The organism is Curtobacterium sp. MCSS17_008, assembly GCF_003234185.1.
In the GTDB taxonomy this organism is placed as follows: Bacteria; Actinomycetota; Actinomycetes; order Actinomycetales; family Microbacteriaceae; genus Curtobacterium.
The window spans coordinates 58,179-82,626 of record NZ_QKSM01000006.1; the positions used below are offsets into that span (position 1 = coordinate 58,179).

The 24,448-nt window shown below is 72.2% G+C and carries 21 protein-coding genes, 1 tRNA gene and 1 pseudogene; 15 read left to right on the forward strand and 8 right to left on the reverse strand.

All coding sequences use genetic code 11. From position 1 onward, the window contains the following. From DEJ23_RS08465 to DEJ23_RS08475, 3 genes are all read left to right on the forward strand, one after another. A complete protein-coding gene (locus tag DEJ23_RS08465) occupies positions 1 to 819 on the forward strand; it encodes a CDP-alcohol phosphatidyltransferase family protein (protein ID WP_111239826.1) in 819 nt (272 codons plus the stop codon). Further along, positions 816 to 1,724, forward strand: a complete 909-nt coding sequence (locus DEJ23_RS08470; RefSeq protein WP_258375367.1) for a glycosyltransferase family 2 protein — start codon at positions 816 to 818, stop codon at positions 1,722 to 1,724. The genes DEJ23_RS08465 and DEJ23_RS08470 overlap by 4 nt, the downstream gene beginning before the upstream one ends. 90 nt (positions 1,725 to 1,814) lie before the next feature. Continuing rightward, entirely contained in the window at positions 1,815 to 3,047 is a 1,233-nt protein-coding gene (locus DEJ23_RS08475; protein WP_111239827.1) for a CDP-glycerol glycerophosphotransferase family protein, read from the forward strand. Between the two features lie 14 nt (positions 3,048 to 3,061). Here the strand turns inward: DEJ23_RS08475 and DEJ23_RS08480 are convergent, their stop codons facing one another. The 4 genes from DEJ23_RS08480 to DEJ23_RS08495 all read right to left on the reverse strand — a co-directional run bounded on the left by DEJ23_RS08480 (position 3,062) and on the right by DEJ23_RS08495 (position 5,816). Next, positions 3,062 to 3,373: a hypothetical protein gene (locus DEJ23_RS08480; RefSeq protein WP_111239918.1), complete on the reverse strand. Its 312-nt coding sequence runs from the start codon at positions 3,371 to 3,373 to the stop codon at positions 3,062 to 3,064. A gap of 108 nt (positions 3,374 to 3,481) precedes the next feature. Beyond that, on the reverse strand, positions 3,482 to 4,252 hold the full coding sequence (locus tag DEJ23_RS08485) for an ABC transporter ATP-binding protein (RefSeq protein ID WP_111239828.1): 771 nt from the start codon (positions 4,250 to 4,252) through the stop codon (positions 3,482 to 3,484). Then, complete coding sequence (locus tag DEJ23_RS08490; protein ID WP_111239829.1) at positions 4,252 to 5,076, reverse strand: ABC transporter permease; 825 nt, start codon at positions 5,074 to 5,076, stop codon at positions 4,252 to 4,254. The genes DEJ23_RS08485 and DEJ23_RS08490 overlap by 1 nt, the downstream gene beginning before the upstream one ends. 44 nt (positions 5,077 to 5,120) lie before the next feature. Beyond that, entirely contained in the window at positions 5,121 to 5,816 is a 696-nt protein-coding gene (locus tag DEJ23_RS08495) for an NTP transferase domain-containing protein (protein ID WP_111239830.1), read from the reverse strand. A 300-nt stretch (positions 5,817 to 6,116) separates the two neighbouring features. Between DEJ23_RS08495 and DEJ23_RS08500 the strand changes: the two genes are divergently transcribed. The 3 genes from DEJ23_RS08500 to DEJ23_RS08510 all read left to right on the forward strand — a co-directional run bounded on the left by DEJ23_RS08500 (position 6,117) and on the right by DEJ23_RS08510 (position 9,364). Next, positions 6,117 to 7,412 carry an ABC transporter ATP-binding protein gene (locus DEJ23_RS08500; protein WP_258375368.1) on the forward strand — a complete coding sequence of 432 codons (1,296 nt, stop codon included), beginning with the start codon at positions 6,117 to 6,119 and terminating at the stop codon, positions 7,410 to 7,412. Then, on the forward strand, positions 7,388 to 8,959 hold the full coding sequence (locus tag DEJ23_RS08505; protein ID WP_146240236.1) for an ABC transporter permease: 1,572 nt from the start codon (positions 7,388 to 7,390) through the stop codon (positions 8,957 to 8,959). Before DEJ23_RS08500 ends, DEJ23_RS08505 begins: the two co-directional genes overlap by 25 nt. Positions 8,960 to 9,103: 144 nt before the next feature. Then, entirely contained in the window at positions 9,104 to 9,364 is a 261-nt protein-coding gene (locus DEJ23_RS08510) for a DUF3039 domain-containing protein (RefSeq protein ID WP_111228526.1), read from the forward strand. Positions 9,365 to 9,371: 7 nt separating this feature from the next. On the opposite strand, the pseudogene DEJ23_RS08515 reads toward DEJ23_RS08510, so the two are convergent. Next, positions 9,372 to 10,667, reverse strand: a pseudogene (locus DEJ23_RS08515) (nicotinate phosphoribosyltransferase); the annotation flags it as partial. Positions 10,668 to 10,998: 331 nt separating this feature from the next. Between DEJ23_RS08515 and murI the strand changes: the two are divergent. From murI to rdgB, 3 genes are read left to right on the forward strand one after another with little or no spacing between them, the layout of a single operon-like run. Further along, on the forward strand, positions 10,999 to 11,862 hold the full coding sequence (murI, locus tag DEJ23_RS08520) for a glutamate racemase (RefSeq protein WP_111239833.1): 864 nt from the start codon (positions 10,999 to 11,001) through the stop codon (positions 11,860 to 11,862). Next, a complete protein-coding gene (gene rph, locus DEJ23_RS08525) occupies positions 11,859 to 12,590 on the forward strand; it encodes a ribonuclease PH (RefSeq protein WP_111239834.1) in 732 nt (243 codons plus the stop codon). Before murI ends, rph begins: the two co-directional genes overlap by 4 nt. Further along, entirely contained in the window at positions 12,587 to 13,180 is a 594-nt protein-coding gene (gene rdgB / locus DEJ23_RS08530; RefSeq protein WP_111239835.1) for an RdgB/HAM1 family non-canonical purine NTP pyrophosphatase, read from the forward strand. Before rph ends, rdgB begins: the two co-directional genes overlap by 4 nt. Positions 13,181 to 13,285: 105 nt before the next feature. Here the strand turns inward: rdgB and DEJ23_RS08535 are convergent, their stop codons facing one another. From DEJ23_RS08535 to DEJ23_RS08545, 3 genes are all read right to left on the reverse strand, one after another. Further along, positions 13,286 to 13,999: a DedA family protein gene (locus DEJ23_RS08535; RefSeq protein WP_111239836.1), complete on the reverse strand. Its 714-nt coding sequence runs from the start codon at positions 13,997 to 13,999 to the stop codon at positions 13,286 to 13,288. 118 nt (positions 14,000 to 14,117) lie between these two features. Next, a tRNA-Leu gene (locus DEJ23_RS08540) sits at positions 14,118 to 14,198 on the reverse strand. Positions 14,199 to 14,264: 66 nt separating this feature from the next. Then, positions 14,265 to 15,593, reverse strand: coding sequence for an MFS transporter (locus DEJ23_RS08545; RefSeq protein ID WP_111239837.1), 1,329 nt, complete (start codon positions 15,591 to 15,593; stop codon positions 14,265 to 14,267). A gap of 42 nt (positions 15,594 to 15,635) precedes the next feature. On the opposite strand from DEJ23_RS08545, the gene mnmA reads away from it, so the two are divergent. The 6 genes from mnmA to gatB all read left to right on the forward strand — a co-directional run bounded on the left by mnmA (position 15,636) and on the right by gatB (position 24,315). Then, positions 15,636 to 16,742, forward strand: coding sequence for a tRNA 2-thiouridine(34) synthase MnmA (mnmA, locus tag DEJ23_RS08550; RefSeq protein ID WP_111239838.1), 1,107 nt, complete (start codon positions 15,636 to 15,638; stop codon positions 16,740 to 16,742). A 136-nt stretch (positions 16,743 to 16,878) separates the two neighbouring features. Next, the gene (gene ligA, locus DEJ23_RS08555; protein WP_181429183.1) at positions 16,879 to 19,224 is read left to right on the forward strand and encodes an NAD-dependent DNA ligase LigA; all 2,346 of its coding nucleotides are present in this window, start codon (positions 16,879 to 16,881) and stop codon (positions 19,222 to 19,224) included. Positions 19,225 to 19,395: 171 nt separating this feature from the next. Continuing rightward, complete coding sequence (locus tag DEJ23_RS08560; protein WP_111239839.1) at positions 19,396 to 20,796, forward strand: alpha/beta hydrolase; 1,401 nt, start codon at positions 19,396 to 19,398, stop codon at positions 20,794 to 20,796. A 155-nt stretch (positions 20,797 to 20,951) separates the two neighbouring features. Further along, positions 20,952 to 21,251 carry an Asp-tRNA(Asn)/Glu-tRNA(Gln) amidotransferase subunit GatC gene (gatC, locus tag DEJ23_RS08565; protein ID WP_058728900.1) on the forward strand — a complete coding sequence of 100 codons (300 nt, stop codon included), beginning with the start codon at positions 20,952 to 20,954 and terminating at the stop codon, positions 21,249 to 21,251. Positions 21,252 to 21,262: 11 nt separating this feature from the next. Next, positions 21,263 to 22,810 carry an Asp-tRNA(Asn)/Glu-tRNA(Gln) amidotransferase subunit GatA gene (gene gatA, locus DEJ23_RS08570; RefSeq protein WP_111239840.1) on the forward strand — a complete coding sequence of 516 codons (1,548 nt, stop codon included), beginning with the start codon at positions 21,263 to 21,265 and terminating at the stop codon, positions 22,808 to 22,810. Next, positions 22,810 to 24,315, forward strand: coding sequence for an Asp-tRNA(Asn)/Glu-tRNA(Gln) amidotransferase subunit GatB (gatB, locus tag DEJ23_RS08575; RefSeq protein ID WP_111239841.1), 1,506 nt, complete (start codon positions 22,810 to 22,812; stop codon positions 24,313 to 24,315). Before gatA ends, gatB begins: the two co-directional genes overlap by 1 nt. Positions 24,316 to 24,448 lie beyond the last annotated feature (133 nt).

Sequence of the window (24,448 nt, forward strand, 5' to 3'; positions counted from 1 at the left end):
TTGACGCACGACACCACCGGCCGCGGAAGCGCCCGCCCCACCTCGATCGCGGAGCTCCGCGCGGTCGCGCAACCCGACGCGGTCCGTTCGCGCGCGAACGCGGAGCACTGGACCGCCTCGCTGTACCTGCGTGACGTCTCCCCGTACCTGACCTGGGTGCTCCTGAAGACCCGCGTCTCGGCCAACCAGGTGACCGGCCTGATGATCCTGGTGGGCTGGAGCGTCGCCGCGGCACTGCTCATCCCGGGGATCTGGGGAGCGCTGCTCGCCCTCGTGCTCGGGCAGCTGCAGATGCTCGTCGACTGCTGCGACGGCGAGGTGGCCCGGTGGCGCGGTACCCGGTCGCCGGCCGGGGTGTTCCTCGACAAGGTCGGCCACTACACGACCGAGGGACTGATCCCCGTCGCGCTCGGCGTCCGGGCTGCCACCTGGCCGATCCACGGCGCCGACTGGATGTGGACCACGATCGGCTGCGCGCTCGGTCTGGTCATCGTGCTCAACAAGGCGCTCAACGACATGGTGCACGTCGCCCGCGCGGACGCCGGGCTGGGCAGGCTCGTCGACCGCCGTGACGCCGGCACCGCTCCCTCCGGCCGTCGACTCGCCTCGTTGCGTCGGGCTGCTCGGTTCCTGCCGTTCCACCGCCTGTACCACTCGGTGGAGCTGACGATCCTGACCTTCGTGTTCGCGCTCGTCGCGCTCGTGGTCGGGCACCCCGCGGCCGACCGGGTCCTCGTCGGCGCGCTGCTGCCGCTCGCGGTCCTGGCGACCGCCGGCCACTTCGTCGCCATCATCTCGTCGAAGCGGGTCCGCGCGTGACGACCGGCAAGGTCCGACGGAACGCCGTGCCGCACCACGACCGGCCCCGGATCGGCGTCGTCAGCCTGTCCCAGGGCACCCGGCCCGAGGACCTGCGGCGCGGCCTCGAGAGCGTGCTCGCGCAGCAGGACGTCGAGCTCGACGTCGTCTGCGTCGGCAACGGGTGGGAGCCCACCGGGTTGCCCGAGGGCGTGCGCGCGCTCGCCCTGCCGCAGAACGTCGGCATCCCCGCCGGTCGGAACGCGGGCGCGGAGGTCGTCGAGGGCCAGTACGTGTTCTTCCTCGACGACGACGCGTCGATCCCGTCGCCGACCTTCCTGCGGGACGCGGTGGCGCTCCTCGAACGGGACCCCTCGCTCGGGCTGGTGCAGCCCCGTGTGGTCGACCCGACCGGTGCGGCGAACCCCCGCCGCTGGGTGCCGCGCATCCGCAAGGGGTCGCCGTCGGACTCGTCGCCCGTCTTCTCGGTCTGGGAGGGTGCGGTCGTCCTGCCGATGGACGTGTACCGCGCCGTCGGCGGCTGGGGAGCGCCGTACTTCTACGCGCACGAGGGCATCGAGCTCGCGTGGCGCGTCTGGGACGCCGGACGACGTGCCTGGTACGCCGGGGACCTGGTCGCGCACCACCCCGCGATCGATCCGGCCCGCCACAGCGAGTACATCCGGTTGAACGCCCGGAACCGCGTGTTCCTGGCACGCCGGAACCTGCCTGCGGTCCTCCGACCGGTGTACGTCGGCTCGTGGGCCGCGATCCAGGTCGCGCGCTGGTGGCGGCACCCGCTCCGCCTGCGAACCTGGTTCGCCGGCGTCCGCGAGGGCTGGACGGCCGACTGCGGTCCGACCAGGCCCATGGGGTGGTTGACGGTCGGGCGCATGACCCTGGCCGGACGAGCGCCGCTCGTCTGACCCCTGCTCGCCCGCGCCCCGACCCCCGAGTCGTCCGGCGGTGCCACCGCCCGGACCGCCCAGTACAGAGCCCGTAGCCTGAGGACCACCATGCCGATCACCAAGGACGTCCGGACCGCGATCCGTCTCGCCCGTCGCCTGCTGCAGACGCGCCGGAGCCGTCGTGCGCTCGCACGTCGGCTGCCCGGGGTCCCGCCGTTGGCCCCGCGCTCGGTGGAGGTCGCGGTCTACTTCGCCGACGGCCCCGTGAACATGTACCAGGTGCGCCAGTGGTACGCGCCCCTGGCCGAGCTCGCCGGCGAGCACCCGGTCGCGATCGTCTCGCGCAGCCCCGGCACCATGACGACCCTGCTCGACGAGTCGCCCGTGCCCGTCGTGTACGCCCGCCAGGTGATCGACCTCGAGCGCTTCGTCGAGGAGCAGGCGCCGAAGATCGTGCTGTACGTCAACCAGAACGCCCGGAACTTCCAGATGATGCGGTACGGGCGCATGTGGCACGTCTTCGTCAACCACGGCGAGAGCGACAAGATGTACATGACCACGAACCAGTTCAAGGCGTACGACCACGCCCTGATCGCGGGCGACGCCGCCCGTGACCGGCTCGCGGCGGCGCTGTGGGACTACGACGTCGACCGCCGGACCACCGCGATCGGCCGGCCCCAGGCCGACCACTTCGCCGGTGCCGTGCCGTACCCGCAGGACGACCGCACGGTCGTGCTCTACGCCCCCACCTGGGAGGGCGACCGGCCGGCGGCGGCGTACGGCTCGATCGCGTCGCACGGAGTGACGCTCGCGGAACGGCTGCTCGCCTCGCCGCGGCACCGACTGGTCTACCGCCCGCATCCGCGCAGCGGGGTGCTCGACACCGAGTACCGTGCGGCGCACGAGCGCATCGTCGGGGCGATCCACTCCGCCAACGCCGCTGACCCGTCCGCTCACCACGTGCACGACGACGGGCCGGAGCTCGGCTGGCAGCTCGCGGACGCGGACGTCGCCATCACGGACATCAGTGCCATGATCTACGACCGGTTGGCCGTCGGGAAGCCGCTCATGGTGACCCGGCCGGTCTCGCCGGACGCCGAGGTCGACGAGCGCGGCTACCTGGGCGACGCGAACTGGCTGCTCGCCGGGGACGCGGCCGACGTGGTCGCGCGGGTCGACGCCGCCGCGAACGACGCCGACGAGCTCGCCAAGCTGCGGCACTGGGTGCAGCGGTACTTCGGTGACACCACTCCCGGTGCCGCCACCGCCCGGCTGCACGCCGCGATCGACCGGCTCGTCGCCCGCTGGCACGAGGTGGCTGCGGAGCGCGGCGAGGGCTGACCGCTGCGGCGTCCTCACGAGGCCAGGCCCACGAGGCGGTCCCCGACGAGCGACATGCGCCAGAGGTACTCGGACCGGTCGGGACGTCGCCACCGGACGACGACGATGCCGGTCTGCTCGGGGTCGGCGCCGAAGACCGCGATGGACAGCGACCGCCCCGGGTCGAGCTGGTTCACCGCGAGCGGCGGGCAGTACCCGCTGCCGAGGTGCGTGAGCGAGATCGCGTGGAGCGGCTCGGAGCCGGTGTTCACCAGGTCGTAGCGACGTGGTGCCCGGGATCGGTCGACGGTGAACGGGACTGCGTAGGCCGTGGGTGGGTGGTGCATGCCGGTCACGGTAGGGGGAGGGGCCGACGTCGGGAGCCCCGGGGGTGCCTCGGCGCACCCGTCCTGTGGAGGAGGGCCGAGCGGGCCCAGGGTGTGGAGGAGGGACGGTCAGTTCCCGTGGTCCGCCGCGTACCGCTCGAGCGCCGCCTCGATGGTGCCGTCGAGCTGCAGCCGCCCCTTGTCGAGGTAGAGCCCGCGATCGCAGAAGCGACGCAGGTCCTTGTCGCTGTGCGACACGAAGAACAGCGTCCGACCACCGGCGAGCAGCTCCTCGATGCGCTTGTAGCACTTCTCGCGGAAGCTCTTGTCGCCGACCGCCAGGACCTCGTCCACCAGGATGATCGGTTCGTCGAGGCGGGAGATCACCGCGAACGCGATGCGCACCTTCATCCCGCTCGACAGGTGCTTGTACGGGGTGTCGACGAAGTCGCCGATCTCCGCGAACTCGATGATCTCGTCGAACGCGTCACGGATCTCCGCGCGGGACATCCCGTGCAGGCCGGCGGTCAGGTAGACGTTGTCGCGGACCGACAGGTCGCCGACGAACCCACCGGTGATCTCGATGAGCGGTGCGACGCCGGCGTCGACCTGCACGCGGCCCTCGTCCGGCAGCATGACCTGCGCGACGAGCTTCAGGAGGGTCGACTTGCCCTGTCCGTTCCGGCCGACGACGCCGATCGCCTCACCCGGCCGGACGTCGAACGACACGTTCCGCAGTGCCCAGAACTCGTCGGCGCGCTTCCGACGGTTGCTGCCCGCGAACAGGTCCTTGAAGCTCCGGCTGGCGCGACGGTTCCGCTTGAACCGGATGCCGGCGTCGCGGACGGAGATGACGGGTTCGAGCTCGGTCGGACGAGCGGGCCGGTCGGTGGCGGTCATCACAGCTCCTTCAGGACGCGGTGCTCGCTGCGACGGAACACGACGAGGCCGACCACCAGCACGACTGCGGTCACGACGACCGACACGCCGACCTCGAACCAGTCGAGCTGGCCCGGGAAGAACGCCGAGCGGTAGATCCCGAAGATGCCGCTGAGCGGGTTGAACGCGGCGACGTCGCGGAGGCCGTCGGGGAGTGCCTGCGTGCCGTAGATGATGGGCGATGCGTAGAACAGGAAGCGCAGCACGAGCTTCACGGCGCGCTCGAGGTCACGGAAGAAGACGACCAGCGGGGCGACGATCAAGCCGAGGCCGTACACCAGCGCACACTGCAGCAGGATGGCCAGCGGGTACAGCGCCAGCTCCCAGTGCAGGCGGGCGCCGGTGGCGATCGCGAACACCGCGAGCACCGGCAGGCTCAGCAGGAACTCGATGCCCTTCGACGCGTTCACCCGTGCGACCCAGATACTGCGCGGGATCGTCGTCGACCGGATGAGCTTGGTCTCCTTGATGAAGGCCCGGGTGGAGTCCGACACCGCTCCCGTGAACCACATCCACGGCAGCAACGCCGAGAGCAGGAACACGATGTACGGTTCCTCACCCACTGACCCGCGGTGGAAGACCTGGGTGAAGACGAACCAGTAGATGGCCGACATCACCAGCGGGTCGAGGATCGACCACAGGTACCCCAGCGCGGACGTGGAGTAGCGGACCCGGAGGTCGCGCACGGTCAGCAACCACAGCGCCTGGCGGTAGCGCCGACCGGCGCTCCTCGACGGCGCCGGTGCGGTCGTCGCGCGCGCGGTCGGCGCACTCGCTGTGGTCACGGTTTCCCTCCGGGCGGAACCGCCGAGGGGGTCCTGACGGGGGTTCAGGCGAACAGGTCGTTCGCGCGCTCGAGGTCCTCGGCGAAGTCGATCTCGACCGCGTACAGGTCGGAGATGTCGATCGGCGACCAGCGTAGCCCGTCCTCGGCGATGGCAGCCTCGATGCCGCCCTCGAAGTACTCCTGGTCGTCCACACGACCGAGCTGGCGGATGAGGGCCTGCTTGTCGGACGACGAGACGTAGTTGATGCCGACCGCTTCGCCGAGGCCGCCAACGACCCGCTTCGACAGCTCCTTGATGCAGCCCGCGGCGTCGACCGTGTACTTGACCTCCTCGTCGGAGACCTTCTCGGTGTTGACGCTGACGAACGAACGGTCCTGGTCCATCATGTCCGCGGCACGCACGAGGGCGCGCGGGTCGAAGACCACGTCACCGTTCATCCAGAGCACGCCGCTCTTGCCGGTGGCCTTGAGGGCGCGCAGCAGGCTCTTCGAGGTGTTCGTGGAGTCGTAGGACTCGTTGTAGACGAAGTTCGCCTCGGGGAACGCCTCGACGATGTACTCCGACTTGTAGCCGACGACGATCGTCACCCGGGCGCTCGAACCGAAGGCGGCGCGGATGTTGTCGAACTGCTGCTGCATGATGGTGCGGCCGTCGCTGAGTTCGGTCAGCGGCTTCGGCAGGCTGCGGCCGAGCCGGCTGCCCATCCCCGCTGCGAGGATGACGATCTGCGTGGTCATGCTGGTCCCTTCTGGTGTCCGCCCGCGCGCCGCGTGGGGCACGGGCGGGCCTGGTCGAGTCTGCTCGCGGAGGGTCCGAGTTCGCCGAGAGCCCGCGCATCCTGCACTGTCGAGTGGGGGACGAGCGGCCACGGGACGCCCGTCCGAGCAGGTTTCCAAGTGGTGAACACTCCGTCGTGCCCTGGTGAATGATACGGAACGAGCGCGCACCGGGGTACGGGTCTGCGCGCTTCGTACTCAATTCGTGACACTGCCGACGGCCCGTCCCGGACCCCTCGACCACGTTGGTACGGTGGGGCGGTGGCTGCAGCTGATGACGACGACGTGTACGCGACGTCCGACGCCGCCTGGCTGACCGAGGCGGAGGACCCGTCCGGGGACGAGGCCGACGACGACCAGGGGGACGGGGATGCGCGGGACGCCTCCGATGACGACGACATGAGCGACGACGCGACGGCGACGGTGGTCGACCAGCCCGCCGAGGAGCGCCCGGCCGGTGCCGAGCAGCGTACGGGCGGCGATCGACCGGGAGCGGCACCGGGGGGCACCGCGGCGACGAGCACCGGTCGGATGCCGCGCAAGGGCAAGGGCAAGGGCAGGGGCCGTGCCTCGCGCCCGACCGGACCCGGCGTCGCAGCGGCCAACGGTGCCGCCGCGTCCTCGTCGAGCGGACCGGCAGCGTCGCCCGACGGACCCGCCCCGTCGTCGACGTCCGACAGCGACACCCAGGTGGCGGGGGGTCGTGAGGACGCGTCGACCACCCCGAAGAAGAAGCGCAGCCCGAAGCGGCAGCCCACCGCGACGGCCGCGGCCGCGCAGCCCGCTCAGCCGCAGCAACCGGTCGTGCTCCGGGCCAGCGGGCTCGTGAAGCGCTACGGCCAGACCCTCGCTGCGGACGAGGTCGACCTCGAGATCCGCCAGGGCTCCATCTTCGGCGTCGTCGGGCCGAACGGAGCCGGCAAGACGACGACCCTGTCGATGGTCACCGGCCTGCTCCGTCCCGACGCGGGCACCGTCACGGTGCTCGACCACGACGTCTGGTCCAACCCGGCCGCCGCCAAGCGCGCGCTCGGCGTCCTGCCCGACCGGCTGCGGTTGTTCGACCGGCTCACCGGCGGCCAGCTCCTGCACTACTCGGCCACCCTCCGCGGACTCGACGGCGCGACCGCACGGAAGCGCAGCGCCGACCTGGCCGAGGCGTTCGGACTCGGCGAGGCCCTCGGGCGCCAGGTCGCCGACTACTCGGTGGGCATGGCCAAGAAGATCGCGCTCGCCGCGACGCTCATCCACTCGCCCCGCGTGCTCGTGCTCGACGAGCCCTTCGAGTCGGTCGACCCGGTGAGCGCTGCGACGATCACCGAGATCCTCCGGCGGTACACGCGCGGTGGTGGCACGGTGGTGCTCTCCAGCCACTCCATGGAGCTCGTGCAGCGCACCTGCGACTCGGTCGCGATCATCGTCGGCGGCAGGGTCCTCGCCTCCGGGACCATGGCCCAGGTCCGCGGGCGCAAGAGCCTCGAGGACAAGTTCGTCGAACTCGCGGGCGGCCGCGTCGTGGCAGAGAGCATGGAATGGTTGCACAGCTTCTCCGACTGAGGGTCGACCTGCTCGCGGGCGAGGTCCGCGGGGGAGCCCGGCGGTCGGTGCTCGTCGTGCTCGGGAGCCTGCTCGGGCTGGTCGCCGCGGTGTTCGTCGCAGGGGAGCTGCTCGCCCTGCGGGCGACCCCGACCGAGGTCGCCCGCTCGATCGCGGTGCCGGTCGGCACCTTCGTCACCCTGGCGTTCACCCTGGTGCCGCTCGTCGTCGGTCGGAACGACCAGTTCGACCCGCGCCGCTTCGCGGTGTTCGGCATCGACCGTCGTCGGCTGGCGGTCGGACTGGGGGTCGCCGGACTCGTCGGCGTCCCGGTGCTCGCGGTCGCGGTCGTCGCCGTCGGCCAGGTCGGCACGTGGTCACGGAGCGGTGGCACCGCCGTCCTCGCCCTCGTCGCCGCACTGCTCGGTGTGGCGACCTGCGCCCTGTTCGTGCGCGTCGGCTCGGCGGTCGGAGCCACCTTCGTCGGGTCGCACCGATCGCGGGACGCCGGCTGGCTCGCCGGCCTGGTGATCGTCGTGCTCGGACTGCCCGTCGCGTCGCTCCTGCTCCGCTCCGACTGGCTCGACCCCGCGAGCGCCGAGCTGCAGCGGGTGGCCGACGTGGCCGGTTGGACGCCGTGGGGCGCGGCGTGGGCCGTGCCGGCGGACGTCGCCAGCGGCCGCGTCACCGAGGGGCTGCTCAAGCTCCTCGTCGCGGTCGTCGTCGTCGCCCTGCTCGCGTGGGCGTGGTGGGCGCTCGTCGGCCGCGCCCTCGAAGCCGTCGACGGCCGCGCGACGACCCGCCGCTACCGCGGTCTCGGCTGGTTCGACCGACTCGGGTCGAACCCCGTCGGCGCCGTGGCGGCGCGCGCCCTGACCTACTGGGCGCGCGACCCGCGGTACCGGATGTCCTACCTGGTCATCGTCTTCGTGCCGATCGTCGTGCTGCCGCTCGGCGTCGCCGGCGTTCCGTGGCAGTGGACGGCGCTCGTGCCGCTGCCGCTCATGGCGCTCATCGCCGGGTTCCTGCCGCACAACGACGTCTCCTACGACAACACCGCCGTCTGGCTGCACGTGGCGTCCGGTGCGCCGGGCTGGAGCGACCGTCTCGGCCGGCTCGTGCCGGTGCTCGTCGTCGGGCTGCCGCTCGTCGTCGCCGGCGCGGCGGTGTCCGCGTCCCTGTTCGGTGACTGGACGGCGTTCCCGGTGCTGACCGGTGTCGCGGTGGGGGCGCTCCTCGCCGGCCTCGGCCTGTCGAGCGTCGTGTCGGTCCTCCTGCCGTACCCGACGGTGCGCCCGGGCGACCACCCGTTTCAGCAGCCGCAGGCCGCGGGCAGCACGGCCGCGGTGGCGCAGACCACCATGGTCGTCGGCATCCTCGTGTCACTCGTGCCCGCGGTCTGGCTCGCGGTGCTCACCGCGCTCGATGGGCCCGAACCGTGGGCGACGGCGACGCTGGTCGTGGGTGTCGCCGTCGGCCTGGTCGTGCTCGTCGTCGGCATCGTCGTCGGGGGTCGGCTGTTCGACCGCCACGGCCCCGACCTGCTCGCCGCCGCGCAGCGGAACTGAGCGCGGCGCGGCCGGGAGGCGCGGCGCGGGTCACCGGGACCGCCCCGGTCCGCGACCGTCCGTCGGACGGGAGGCGCGGGGCGGGCGTGCACCGTCCCTCCAGGCCGTCGCGCGGCGTCAGCCGCACCGTCGTACCCTGGTGTCATGAGCATGACGGAACCCGGTGGCGGCCTCGACGTGATGGACCGCGAGCTCGAGAAGCTCCTCGAGGAAGAGGCGATCGAGCCCGGTGATCACGAGCGCTTCTCGCACTACGTGAAGAAGGACAAGATCCTGCAGTCCGCGCTGTCGGGCAAGCCGGTGAAGGCCCTGTGCGGGAAGAAGTGGGTGCCCGGGCGCGACCCCGAGAAGTTCCCGGTGTGCCCGGACTGCAAGGCCATCTACGAGAAGATGAAGGCGGAGTAGCCCCGGTCTAGATGACCAGGGTCGGGATCGCCGGGTCGCCACGGCCGATGCGTGACGCGTCGACCGGCAGCTCGGCCTTGGCCCGCTTGTGGTGTGCCCGCGCGGCTTCGACCCCGGTGACGCCGAGGAAGGCCGGGTCGACCTCGCCGTGCTCGACCACGGGCACGAGGAGCGGACGCTCGTCGGGGCCGACACGTCCCGAGGTCAGGACGACCTCGGCGGTGGCGATGCCGTTGCGGAGGCGACGACCGGCCTCCTTCCGTCCGCCCGTCGAGGCCTTGTCCGCCGACTTCTTCGCGACCGGCACCCACTCGTCCCCGGCGGGCGTCTGGTGCGCGACGAGCTTGAAGACCATGCCCGCGGCCGGGTGCCCGGAGCCCGAGACGACGCTCGTGCCGACGCCGTACGAGTCCACCGGGGCGGCGCGCAGGGCGGCGATCGTGTACTCGTCGAGGTCGTTCGTGACCGTGATCTTCGTCGCCGGGGCTCCGAGCCGGTCGAGCTGGGCGCGCACCGCAGCGACGACGCTCGGCAGGTCGCCGCTGTCGATGCGCACGGCGCCGAGGCGGCCGTTCGTCAGCCTGACGGCCGTCTCGACGGCGGCCTCGATGTCGTACGTGTCGACGAGCAGCGTCGTCCCGTCGCCGAGGGCCTCGAGCTGGGAGCGGAACGCCGCCTCCTCCGAGTCGTGCAGCAGCGTGAAGGCGTGCGCCGCGGTGCCCATGGTCGGGATGCCCCACGTGCGGCCGGCCTCGAGGTTGCTCGTGGCGCCGAACCCGGCGATGTAGGCGGCGCGGGCGGCGGCGACGGCGTTCCACTCGCCCGTGCGGCGGGACCCCATCTCGGCGAGGGGGCGGCCGTCGGCGGCGGAGACCATGCGGGCGGCGGCGCCTGCGATGGCCGAGTCGGCGTTGAAGATGCTCAGCGCCAGGGTCTCGAGCACGACCGACTCGGCGAAGGTGCCCTCGACCTGCAGCACGGGGGAGTTCGGGAAGAAGACCTCGCCCTCGCGGTAGGCGCGGACGTCGCCGGTGAACCGGTAGTCGGCGAGCCAGCGGGCGGTGCCCTCGTCGATGACGTTGCGGTCGCGGAGGAACGCGATCTCCTCGTCGCCGAACCGGAACTCGGTCAGGGCCGTGAGGAAGCGCCCGAGACCGGCGGCCACCCCGTACCGGCGGCCGTCCGGCAGGCGGCGGGCGAACACCTCGAACACGCAGCGTCGATCGGCGGTGCCGTCCTTGAGGGCGGCGTCCACCATGGTGAGTTCGTACTGGTCCGTGAGGAGCGCGCTGGTCACCTCACCGACTGTAGTGACGCGCTGGTGGGGAGGCGCGGATCCCGGGAGGCGCGGACCCCGGAAGGCGCGCCTCCCGGAAGGTGCGGACCCCGGAGGCGGGGCGGCGCCGGTCGTGCGGGTGGGGAGTGCGCGCGGGGAGGTGCGCGGGGCTGAGTCGAGCCTCCCGGTCTGCGAGCGGGCGGAACCGGCTGCCTGCGCGGCGTGGTCCTGACGGGTTCCACCCGCTCGCGCCTCCCGGTCGGCGAGCGGGCGGAACCGGCTACCTGCGCGGTGTGGTCCGGACGGGTTCCACCCGCTCGCGGTGGGGGACCGGGGTGCGGCTCGGTACGCTTGTCGGGTGACGGATGCACCGATCGGAGTCTTCGACAGCGGGGTCGGTGGGCTCACGGTGGCGCGGGCGATCATCGACCAGCTCCCGCGCGAGAGCATCCGGTACGTCGGGGACACCGTGCACTCGCCGTACGGACCCAAGCCCATCGCGGACGTCCGGCGGTACGCGCTCGAGGTGATGGACGACCTGGTCGACCAGGGCGTCAAGGCGCTCGTGATCGCGTGCAACACCGCGTCCTCCGCCGTGCTGCGTGACGCACGGGAACGGTACGAGCAGGCGTACGGCATCCCCGTCGTCGAAGTGATCCAGCCCGCCGCCCGCGCCGCCGTGAAGCAGACGCGGACCGGCCGGATCGGTGTGATCGGGACGGTGGGGACGATCGCCTCCCGGGCGTACGAGGACGCGTTCGCCGTGGCAGCGGACGTCACCCTGACGCTCGCGGCGTGTCCGCGGTTCGTCGAGTTCGTCGAGGCCGGGGACACCTCGTCGCCGGCGCTCCGCGAGGTCGCCGCGCAGTACCTCGCACCGATCCGCGACGCCGACGTCGACACGCTCGTGCTCGGCTGCACGCACTACCCGTTGATGTCCGCCGCGATCCAGTACGTGATGGGCCCGGACGTCACCCTGGTGTCGAGTGCGGAGGAGACCGCGAACGACGTGTACCGGCGACTCGTCGAGCACGGGCTCGAACGCACCACCCCGGAACCACCGACCTACGCCTTCCAGGCGACGGGCGACGACGAGAACGGCTTCATCCGGCTCGCGCGACGCTTCCTCGGCCCCGAGGTCGCGAGCGTCGGACACCTCCAGACCGCCAGCATCCCGTTGCCGGACAGCATCACGCTGCCCCGGACCGAAAGGACCCCATGAGCACCCGCATCGACGGCCGCAGCGCCTCCGACCACCGTCCGGTCAGCATCGAACGGGGGTGGAGCACGCAGGCCGAGGGCAGTGCGCTCATCTCGTTCGGCAACACGAAGGTGCTCTGCACGGCCTCCTTCACGAACGGCGTCCCGCGGTGGATGGCCGGCAAGGGCACCGGGTGGGTGACCGCGGAGTACTCGATGCTGCCGCGTTCGACCAACGAGCGCATGCAGCGTGAGTCGATCAAGGGCAAGGTCGGCGGACGCACGCACGAGATCTCGCGGCTCATCGGGCGGTCGCTGCGCGCCGTCGTCGACATGAAGGGCCTCGGCGAGAACACCCTCGTCATCGACTGCGACGTGCTGCAGGCCGACGGCGGCACCCGCACGGCGTCGATCACCGGTGCCTACGTCGCGATGGCCGACGCGATCGAGTGGGGCCGCGACAAGGGCTTCATCGCGAAGAAGGCCACGCCGCTCACCGACAGCGTCCAGGCGATCTCGGTCGGCATCGTCGGGGGTGAGCCGATGCTCGACCTGGCGTACACCGAGGACTCCGCGGCCGACACCGACATGAACATCGTCACGACGGGCTCCGGGAAGTTCATCGAGGTGCAGGGCACGGCCGAGCACGCGCCGTTCGACCGTGACGAGCTGAACACGCTGCTCGACCTCGGCCTGGCGGGCAACCGGTCCCTCGCGGCGATCCAGCGCGACGTGCTGGGGCTCGCGTGACCGCCCGCACGGTCGTCCTCGCGACCCACAACCAGGGCAAGGTCGTCGAGCTCCGCGGGATCCTCGGCGAGGCGCTCGGCGAGGGCGTCGAACTCGTCGGCTACGACGGCCCGGAACCGGTCGAGGACGGCGACACCTACGCGGCGAACGCCCTCATCAAGGCTCGCGCCGCGGTCGCGCACACGGGGCTGCCGGCGCTCGCCGACGACTCCGGGATCGCGGTCGACGCGCTCGGCGGTGCGCCCGGCATCCACTCGGCCCGGTACGCGGGGACCCGGGTCGACGCGGACAACATCGCGCTGCTGCTGCAGAACCTGGAGGGCGTGGTCGAACGGACCGCCGCCTTCGTCTGCGCAGCGGCGTTCGTCACGCCGGACGGCACGGAGCACCTGTTCGAGGCGGTCTGGAACGGCGAGGTCCTGACCGCACCGGTCGGGGACGGCGGCCACGGGTACGACCCCGTCTTCCAGCCGGACGACGCGGACCGGTCGGCGGCGCAGCTCAGCCGCGACGAGAAGAACGCCCTGAGCCACCGGTCGAAGGCGTTCCGCGGGATCGCGCCGATCGTGCGGGAGTACTTCGGGGTCTGACGGAGGCACGCGAGCGCCGGACGGGTCGGAGCCCGGGTGACGAGCGGCTGCCGCCCTACTGCCCCGCCGGGCGCGTCGGAGCCCGGGTGACGAGCGGCTGCCGCCCTACTGCCCCGCCGGACGGACCGGGCCCCCGGCGGCGGCCGCCTCGGCCTCGGCGGCGTGCTTCGCCCTGCGCGCGGTGCGCCAGTAGTGCAGACCCGCGGGGACGACCGTCACGACGACGGCGAGGATGAGGATGACGTCGATGTAGTTGCGGACGAGGTCGGCCACCGGGGGGATGTAGCCGAGGAAGTACCCGAGGAACGTCACGCCGACACCCCAGACGACGGCGCCGACGGCGTTGTACAGCGAGTACTTCTTGTAGTTCATACGCCCGACACCCGCGGCGATCGGCGCGAAGGTGCGCACGACGGGGACGAACCGGGCGAGGATGACCGCGAGCGGCCCGAAGCGGTGGAAGAACGCGTTGGTGCGGTCGACGTTCTCCTTCGAGAACAACCCGCTCTCCTTGCGCTCGAAGATCGGCGGGCCGGCCTTCTTGCCGATGTAGTACCCGAGTTCCCCGCCGAGGAACGCAGCGAGACCGATGAGCAGCGCGACCACCCAGATCGGGATGCCGCCGAGGCTGCCGCCCTGCTGGAAGGCGAAGAGCCCGGTGATCACGAGCAGGCTGTCGCCCGGGAAGATGAAGCCGACCAGCAGGCCCGTCTCCGCGAAGACGATCACGCAGACCGCGAGGACGGCGAACGCTCCGAAGTCCGTCAGGATGTGGTTCGGGTCGAGCCACGGGATCAGTGCGAGGGGTACGGCGTGCATGGTTCTTCCGGTCCTGGAGGCGGCGGCACGGGGAAGGCTCCCGCGGGACGAGGGTACCGTCCGTGGTCGCGACGCCCATCCGCCGTCAGGCTGACTTCGCCGGCCCGCCGACCACCGGTGCGGAAGGAGGGACTCGAACCCTCACGCCTGGGGCACAGGAACCTAAATCCTGCGTGTCTACCGATTCCACCACTCCCGCGAGCAGCGGCAGTCTACCGAGCGCCACCCGCCGGGCGGACGCGAGCCGCGCCTCCCGTCCGCTCCGTCACCGGAGCTGGCGCGGCAGGTACCGCGGCACGTACCGCAGCAGGATCCCCGCGCCGACCAGGCCGAGGACCCCCATCACCCCGCTCGCGAGCGCGAGCGATGCGACGGCCGTGACGCCGGAGATGACCAGGGGCGCGGCCGCCGAGCCGAAGTCGCCCGTGAAGCGCCACGCCCCGAGGAACGGGGCCGGGTTGCCCCGCGGAGCGAGGTCCGCGCCGAGCGTCATGAGGATGCCGCTGCCGACGCCGTTCGCGAGGGACATGGCGATGGCGATGGCGACGAACCAGCCGACCCTCGCGTCCAGGTGGCCGCTCCAGGCGAGCAGGAAGTAGCTGATCGCCAGGCCGAGCATGCACGGCAGCGCGCTCGCCAGCCGTCCCCACCGGTCCATGATCTGGCCGCTGGTGTAGAAGAGCGCGAAGTCGACGGCCCCGGCGATGCCGATGACGAGCGCCGCCGAGGAGTCGTCCAACCCGACGCTGACCGCCCAGAGCGGGAGGATGACCTGTCGCCCCGCCCGGAGCGCCCCGATGAGCGCGGCGCCGCTGCCGAGTCGCGCGAGGACGGCGCGGTTGTCGCGGATGGTGCGGAAGAGGCCGGTGGCCTCGCGTTCGACGAACTGCGCGCCGGTGTCGGTCGGCGGCTCGTCGGGATGGGGGACGGGTGCCGTCCGGGAGGTCGCCTCCGGAGCGGCCGTCGTCGTGTCCGGACGGGAGGCGCGGCTCGGCAACCGCAGACCGCGGACGCCCGTCGCGGGGTCGCGGAGCACGAGGAGCACGACCGCCGCCGCCAGGCAGCAGACGACGTGGATCCAGAACGCGCTCTGCGTCGTCCCCGTCAGGTGGACGACGCCGGCCGAGACGAACGGTCCCACGAAGTAGCCGAAGCGGAACACGCCACCGAGGCTCGAGAGCGCGCGGGCGCGGATGCGCAGCGGGATCGCGGTCGTCATGTAGGCGTGCCGGGCGAGCGCGAAGACCGCCGTCGAGACGCCGACCAGGAACACCCCGACCGCGAGCACCCAGGGGCTCGGCGAGACGACGCAGACGAGCAGACCGACGACGGAGACGACCGCGGCGCCCATCATCGCGTTCCGCTCGCCGATCCGGCCGACGACGACGCCGGAGGGCACGTCGCCGATGAGCTCGCCGACCAGGATGAGCGCGGCGACGAAGCCCGCGAAGGCCAGGCTCGCGCCGAGGGAGTCGGCCGCGATGGGGATGATCGGGATGATGGCCCCCTCGCCGATCGCGAAGAGCGCCGCGGGGAGGAACCCGGACAGCAGGACGCCGCGGCGGTCGAAGGCGTCGTTCGTGGTGCTCGTCATCGTCGAGCCACGGTACGCCGGTCGCGGAGTTACCCTGGACGCATGCGTGTACTGGCGGCGATGAGCGGTGGGGTCGACTCGGCGGTGGCCGCGGCGCGGGCCGTCGACGCGGGGCACGACGTCGTCGGTGTGCACCTGGCCCTGAGCCGGATGCCGGGCACCCTGCGGACCGGCAGCCGCGGCTGCTGCACCATCGAGGACTCGATGGACGCGCAGCGTGCGGCCTCGGCGCTCGGAATCCCGTACTACGTGTGGGACTTCTCGGCGCGGTTCAAGGAGGACGTCGTCGACGACTTCGTCGCCGAGTACCAGGCCGGCCGGACCCCGAACCCGTGCATGCGCTGCAACGAGCGGATCAAGTTCGCGGCGCTGCTCGAGAAGGCCCTCGCGCTCGGGTTCGACGCCGTCTGCACCGGCCACTACGCCTCGATCCTCACGGGTCCGGACGGCTCGCGCGAGCTGCACCGCTCCGCCGCGTGGGCGAAGGACCAGTCGTACGTGCTCGGCGTGCTGACGGCCGAGCAGCTCGAGCACGCGATGTTCCCGCTCGGTGCGACCCCGTCGAAGGACGAGGTCCGGGCCGAGGCCGCGGCGCGCGGGCTCACCGTCGCGCAGAAGCCCGACTCGTACGACATCTGCTTCATCCCGGACGGTGACACCCGCGGTTGGTTGGCCGACCGGGTGGGTACCGAGCCCGGTGCGGTCGTGGAGCGCGACGGCACGGTCGTCGGCGAGCACGAGGGAGCGACCGGCTACACGGTGGGGCAGCGCCGCGGCCTCCACCTCGGCCGCCCGGCGCCGGACGGCAAGCCGCGCTTCGTGCTCGAGATCCGCCCGAAGGAGAACACCGTCGTCGTCGGGCCGAAGGAGGCCCTCGACGTCCGGTCGATGGCCGGAGCACGCTTCACCTGGGCCGGCACCGCTCCGGCGGACCCGTCGGAGCCCTTCGCGTGCGACGTGCAGATCCGCGCGCACGCCGACCCGGTGCCCGCGACCGCCCGGGTGGCGGACGGGGAGCTCGTGATCGACGTCGACGAGCCGCTCTCCGGCGTCGCGCCGGGGCAGACCGCCGTCGTCTACGTCGGTACGCGGGTGCTCGGGCAGTGCACGATCGACCGGACCGTGTCGGCGGTGCCGGCGGCCGTCTGACCGGTACGCCCGGAGGTCGACGGTGTGTCGACGGTGTGCGCGTGGTCCGGGCGGCGCGGGGCGGGGCGGCGTCCACGGTGTGCGCGTGGTCCGACCGTCCTGCGCCGGGGTCGGCGGCGCACGGTAGAACTGAGGCATGAGCGAGACCACGCCCGCCGACTCCGCCGACTCGACGTTCGAGACGATGGCCCCGGCCGACCTCGACGCCGCCCAGGCCCAGCGGGAGGTCGACCGCCTCCGCACCCGCGTCAACGAGCTGCGGCACGAGTACTACGAGGGGAACGGTTCGACCGTCTCCGACGCCGAGTACGACGAGATGGTCCGCCGGCTCGACGCGATCGAGCAGCGCTTCCCCGACCTGCTGACGCCGGACAGCCCGACCCAGACCGTCGGCGGGCAGGCCCAGACCGTGCAGTTCGCGCCGGTCGAACACGCCGAGCGCATGCTGAGCCTCGACAACGTCTTCAGCCCCGAGGAACTGACCGACTGGGCCGTCAGGGTCCAGCGTGACGCCGGGGCCGAGCGCGTCCGGTTCCTGACCGAGCTGAAGATCGACGGACTCGCCATCAACCTGCGGTACGAGCACGGTCGGCTGGTGTCGGCGGCGACGCGCGGCGACGGCGTCGTCGGCGAGGACGTCACCGGCAACGTCCGCACCATGGGCACGATCCCGGACCGCCTGTCGGGCGAGGGGCACCCGGCGATCGTCGAGATCCGCGGCGAGATCTTCTTCCCGGTCGAGCAGTTCGACGAGCTGAACGCCCGGCAGCGCGAGGCGGGGGAGCGGGTGTTCGCGAACCCGCGCAACGCGGCCGCCGGCTCCCTCCGCCAGAAGGAGGAGGGCAAGTCCGAGGCGAAGCGCGCCCTGATGGTGGACCGGCTGCGACGACTCCGGATGCTCGTGCACGGCATCGGCGCCTGGCCGGTGCGCGAACTCGAGCGGGACACCGAGGTGCACTCGCAGTCCGAGGTCTACGAGCTGCTGCAGACCTGGGGGCTGCCCACGAGCTCGCACTACCGGGTGTTCGACACCGTCGACGAGGTCATCGGCTTCGTGCGGTCCACCGGTGAGCGCCGGGCATCCGTCGAGCACCAGATCGACGGTGTCGTGGTGAAGGTCGACGACCTGGCCCTGCACGAGGAGCTCGGGTCGACGTCCCGTGCCCCGCGGTGGGCGATCGCCTACAAGTACCCGCCCGAAGAGGTCCACACGAAGCTGCTCGACGTCGTCGTCAGCGTCGGCCGGACCGGTCGAGCCACGCCGTTCGCCGTGATGGCCCCGGCCGAGGTCGCGGGCTCCGTGGTCCGCCAGGCGACACTGCACAACCAGGACGTCGTGAAGGCGAAGGGCGTGCTCATCGGTGACACCGTGGTCCTGCGCAAGGCCGGTGACGTCATCCCCGAGGTCCTCGGGCCGGTGGTGGAGCTCCGGGACGGCAGCGAGCGCGAGTTCGTGATGCCGACGGCGTGCCCGGAGTGCGGCACGCCGCTCGCACCGGCGAAGGAGGGCGACAAGGACCTCCGCTGCCCGAACGCCCGCAGCTGCCCGGCGCAGGTCCGCGGCCGCGTGGAGCACATCGCGTCGCGCGGGTCGCTCGACATCGAGGGGCTGGGCGAGGTCGCCGCGGCGGCGCTCACCCAGCCGCTGCGCCCCGAGCAGCCGCCGCTCGTGACCGAGGCGGGTCTGTTCGACCTGACGATGGAGGACATCGTCCCGATCGAGGTCATCGTCCGCGATGCCGAGACCGGGATGGAGAAGTCCGACGACGAGGGGACCCCGAAGCGCGTCACGCCGTTCAGTCGTGCACGCAAGAAGACCGATCCGCCGTTCGACCCGTCGGCGCGAGGTGCGGACTACACGGGCGAGCCGAGCCGCTACCCGTCGAAGAACGCGTTCGAGATGCTGGCGAACATCGAGGCCGCGAAGACGAAGCCGCTCTGGCGCATCATGGTCGGGCTGAGCATCCGGCACGTCGGACCCGTGGCGGCGCGGGCCCTCGCGAACCACTTCGGCTCGCTCGACCGGATCCGCAACGCCTCGCGCGAGGAGCTCGCCGCGGTCGACGGTGTCGGCGGGATCATCGCCGACGCCCTGCTCGACTGGTTCGCCGTCGACTGGCACCGCGAGATCATCGACCGGTGGACCGCGGCCGGCGTGCAGTTCACCACCCCCGACCACCCGGGTCCCGGCGCTGCCGCCGAGGGCGGTGTCCTCAGCGGGGTCACCGTCGTCGCGACGGGCTCACTCGAGGGGTACACCCGCGAGGGTGCGCAGGAGGCCATCATCGCCGCGGGCGGCAAGGCCGCGTCGAGCGTCAGCAAGAAGACCGACTTCGTCGCGGCCGGTCCCGGCGCGGGGTCGAAGCTGACCAAGGCCGAGCAACTCGGTCTGCGCATCATCGACGCCGAGCAGTTCCGGCTGCTCGTGACCGAGGGGCCGGACGCCCTGGCACCCGACGACCAGGCGGACAGCGCGGACTGATCAGGCACACCGGGATGCGGTCCACCGGAGGGACACGCCTGCCGGTGTACCCAGTTCGAGGGGCAAGTCGCAGCGCAGACCCCCTCGTGGGCGCGATCTCCTTACACTCGATAGGGCATCACTCGTCGCCTGGAGGGGGAGGACGAGACGGCCTTCCCGGGGGAGACCTGATTGCTGCTCATCGCTGCGGCCCTGCTCACCGCCTCGATGCACTCGGTGGGAGTGATCGAGGCCCCCATCGCGCCCACGGCCACCTCGCGTGCCCACGTCGCCGAGGTGTCACCGGAGTCGGGGCCCGCGGCCCGCGGCGAGGGCCCGGCGGACGAGGGCCTCGAGGTGCTCGCCCGTGCGCACGGCCGAGCCTTCCTGACGGACCTCGTCACCGTCGACCTCGGCGACCTCGAACGCGCCGACCGTGACGACCGCGTCCTGGCGACGGCGCAGGACCGTCCGCCGCCGGCGACGGAGGTCGCCAGCTGGTGGGCGGGCCTCTCCGACGCCACCCGCGACCGGCTCGCCGCAGTCGCCCCGTCCGTGGTCGGGAACCTCGACGGTGTGCCGTACGACGTCCGGGACCGCGCGAACCGACTCACCCTCGCCCACGAGTCCCTCGGGACGGGCGCGTCCGGCGGCGGCGCCGACACCTCCGTCGACGCCGGTACCACGACCGACACCGCACGCAGTGCGATGCTCGAGCAGGTCCGGGCGGCTCTGCACCGCGAACCCGGCGAGGCGGCTCGGTCCCTCGTCGTGCTCGACACGCGGGGGTCCGGACGGGCGGCGATCGCCGTCGGCGACCTCGGGACCGCCCACGACGTCACGGTGGTCGTCCCCGGGATGTTCTTCACCGTCACGGGGCAGATGCACGACTTCACCGACACCGCCGGTCACCTGTACGACGAACAGGTGACCGTGTCAGCACGCGCCGCGAGCGGCACGGGCGCGGACCCCACGAGCGGCGCCGTGCTGGCGTGGATGGGGTACCGGACGCCGGACATGTCGAACATCCTGACCCTCGGCCTCGCCCGGACGGGCGCCGAGCGGCTCGAGCGGGTGGTCGACGGGCTGGACGCCGTCCGCGGGGACGACCGGCCCCGGCTCAACGTCGTCGCCCACTCGTACGGCTCGACGACGGCGCTCATGGCGCTCTCCTCCGGTCGCATGCAGGCGGACTCGCTCACCGTGCTCGGCTCGCCCGGCAGCGACGTGCGCACCGCATCGGAGCTCGCCGTGCACGCGGGACAGGTCTACGTCGGCGACGCGCACAGCGACCCGATCGCCGGCTCCGGGTACTTCGGCACCGATCCGGGCTCGCCGGGGTTCGGCTCGACGCTCCTCGACCTGTCCGCGGGCGCGACGACGCGTGACGACGGGGTCTTCCGACGCCCGGAGGGGCACAACGACTACCTCAAGCCCGGGACGGCGTCGTTGCACGACGTCGCGCTCATCGCCGTCGGACGCGGCGACCTCGTGCGGCACCATGCCCGACGCGGCCAGGACGGCGGCGGCGGCCCGCGGACGGCACCGGACATGTACCTCCTGCGGCCGCAGGACTTCCAGCCGCGCGACTGACCCGCGCGGGCGAGCACCCCGAGGCTCCGCCGGTGCCGGTGCCGGTGCCGGTGCCGGTGCCGACCGTGCGCGTCCGTGCCCCACCAGGCGTGGCGACGCCGCCGGACACGGCCAATAGACTGGTGCGCATCCCACGAACCGATCGACGGAGCACCATGCCTGACATCACGAGCGAGCAGGTCGCGCACCTGGCGAACCTCGCGCGTATCGCACTCACGCCCGACGAGATCGAGAAGCTGACCGGGGAGCTGTCGCACATCGTCGAGAGCGTCGCCAAGGTCGCCGAGGTCGCGACCGACGACGTCCCGGCGACGAGCCACCCGGTGCCGCTCGGCAACGTCACCCGACCCGACGTGGTGGGGCAGACGCTGACCCAGGAGCAGGCGCTGTCCGGCGCCCCGGACTCCGACGGCGAACGGTTCCGTGTGACGGCGATCCTCGGCGAAGAACAGTAGGCGACGAAACGATGACCGACGACATCACCAAGCTCAGCGCCGCAGCGCTCGCGGACGCCCTCGTGGCGCGCGACGTCTCGAGCGTCGAGGCCACCCAGGCCCACCTCGACCGCATCGCAGCGGTCGACGGTGACGTGCACGCGTTCCTGCACGTCAACGAGAACGCCCTCGCCGTCGCGAAGTCGATCGACTCGCGCCGTGCCGCGGGCGACGACCTCGGTGCGCTCGCGGGCGTGCCGATCGCCGTGAAGGACGTCCTGTGCACCCAGGACATGCCGACGACCTCCGGCTCGAAGATCCTCGAGGGCTGGCGCCCGCCGTACGACGCCACCCCGGTCGCGAAGCTCCGCGCCGCCGGCCTCGTGCCGCTCGGCAAGACGAACATGGACGAGTTCGCGATGGGCTCGACCACCGAGTTCTCGGCGTACGGCCCGACGCGCAACCCGTGGGACCTCGACCGCATCCCCGGCGGGTCGGGTGGCGGTTCGGCCGCCGCGGTCGCCGCGCACGAGGCACCCTTCGCCCTCGGCTCCGACACCGGTGGCTCGATCCGCCAGCCGGGCGCCGTCACCGGCACCGTCGGCGTCAAGCCGACGTACGGCGGCGTGAGCCGCTACGGCGCGATCGCCCTCGCGTCGAGCCTCGACCAGATCGGTCCGGTGTCGCGCACCGTCCTCGACGCCGCGCTCCTGCACGACGTCATCGGCGGGCACGACCCGAAGGACTCCACGTCGATCCCGGACGTCTGGCCGTCCATGGCCGCGGCCGCGCGCGAGGGCCTGCAGGCCGACACGCTGCGTGGGCTCAAGGTGGGCATCGTGAAGGAGCTGGCCGGGGGCGAGGGCTTCCAGGCCGGCGTCACGCAGCGCTTCCGTGAGACGGTGGCGATCCTCGAGCAGGCGGGAGCCGAGGTCGTGGAGATCGACGCGCCGTCATTCGCCTACGCCATCAGCGCCTACTACCTGATCCTCCCGGCGGAGGCCTCGTCGAACCTCGCGAAGTTCGACTCGGTGCGCTTCGGCCTCCGGGTCACGCCCGAGGGCGGCGCCACGGTCGAGGACGTCATGGCCGCGACGCGCGAGGTCGGATTCGGTCCCGAGGTCAAGCGCCGCATCATCCTCGGCACCTACGCGCTGAGCGCCGGGTACTACGACGCGTACTACGGCTCCGCGCAGAAGGTGCGCACCCTGGTGCAGCGCGACTTCGCGGCCGCGTTCGACCAGGTCGACCTGCTCATCAGCCCGTCGGCGCCGACGACCGCGTTCCCCCTGGGCGAGCGTCTCGACGACCCGCTGTCGATGTACCTCAACGACCTCACGACGATCCCGGCGAACCTCGCCGGCGTCCCCGGCATGAGCATCCCGAACGGTCTCGCGCCCGAGGACTCGCTGCCGACCGGTGTGCAGCTCATGGCCCCGCAGCGCGAGGACGCCCGCCTGTACCGCTACGGCGCCGCGCTCGAGCGCCTGCTCGAACAGCAGTGGGGCCGCCCGCTCATCGACAGCATCCCGGACCTCGACCAGTCTCAGCAGTCCGCTGCGCAGGAAGGTGTGATCTGATGGCGCAGAAGGACGCGCTGATGGACTTCGACGAGGCGCTCGAGCGTTTCGAGCCGGTGCTCGGCTTCGAGGTGCACGTCGAACTCGCGACGAAGACGAAGATGTTCTCGGACGCGCCGAACTTCTTCGGTGGCGAGCCGAACACGAACGTCACGCCGGTCGACCTCGGGCTGCCCGGGTCGCTGCCGGTCGTCAACGAGCAGGCCGTGCGGTACTCGATCCAGCTGGGGCTCGCGCTCGGCTGCTCGATCGCCGAGTCCTCGCGGTTCGCCCGGAAGAACTACTACTACCCGGACAACCCGAAGAACTACCAGATCTCGCAGTACGACGAGCCGATCGCGTTCGAGGGTGAGGTCGAGGTCGAGCTCGCCGACGGCACGATCTTCCAGGTGCCGATCGAGCGCGCCCACATGGAGGAGGACGCCGGCAAGCTCACCCACGTCGGTGGCGCCACGGGCCGCATCCAGGGCGCCGAGTACTCGCTCGTCGACTACAACCGCGCCGGCGTCCCGCTCGTCGAGATCGTCACGAAGCCGATCTTCGGCGCGAAGGACCGCGCCCCCGAGCTCGGCGCCGCGTACGTGCAGGTCATCCGTGACCTCGTCCGGGCGCTCGGCGTCTCCGAGGCCCGCATGGAGCGCGGCAACCTGCGCTGCGACGCGAACATCTCGCTGCGCCCGTGGGGCCAGGCGGAGCTCGGCACCCGGACCGAGACGAAGAACGTCAACTCGTTCCGCGCCGTCGAGCGCGCCATCCGCTACGAGATCCAGCGCCAGGCCGCGATCCTCGCCGCGGGCGGCACGATCACGCAGGAGACGCGCCACTGGCACGAGGACACCGGGCGCACCTCGGCCGGCCGCCCGAAGTCGGACGCCGACGACTACCGCTACTTCCCGGAGCCCGACCTGCTCCCCGTCGTGCCGGACCCCGCCGTCGTCGAGGAGCTCCGGGCGTCCCTGCCCGAGGCGCCCGTCGCGCGCCGTCGTCGGCTCAAGGGCGAGTGGGCCTTCAGCGACCTCGAGTTCCAGGACGTCGTCAACGGCGGGCTGCTCGACGAGGTCGAGGCCACGGTCGCCGCCGGTGCGTCGCCGCAGGCCGCCCGCAAGTGGTGGACGGGCGAGATCAGCCGCGTCGCGAACGCGCAGGAGGCCGCCGCGGGCGACCTCGTCTCGCCGCAGCACGTCGCCGAGACGATCGCGCTCGTCGAGTCCGGCGACCTGACCGACCGTCTGGCGCGCCAGGTGCTCGAGGGCGTCATCGCCGGCGAGGGCTCGCCGGCGCAGGTCGTCGAGGCCCGCGGGCTCAAGGTCGTCTCGGACGACTCGGCGCTCACCGCCGCGGTCGACCAGGCCCTGGCCGCCCAGCCCGACGTCCTCGCCAAGATCCAGGACGGCAAGGTCCAGGCCGCCGGCGCGATCATCGGCGCGGTCATGAAGGCGATGAAGGGCCAGGCCGACGCCGCCCGCGTCCGTGAGCTGGTCCTGGAGCGCGCGCAGCAGTCGTAGCGCGACCGACAGACGGACGGGCGCGCCCCGCGCAGCGGCAACGCGAAGCGTTGCGCGGGGCGCGCCGACCGAACCCGCGAGGGAGGGGTGGCGGACCCCGCCACGTGCCTCCCGTCCGTCGTCGTGTCGGTCC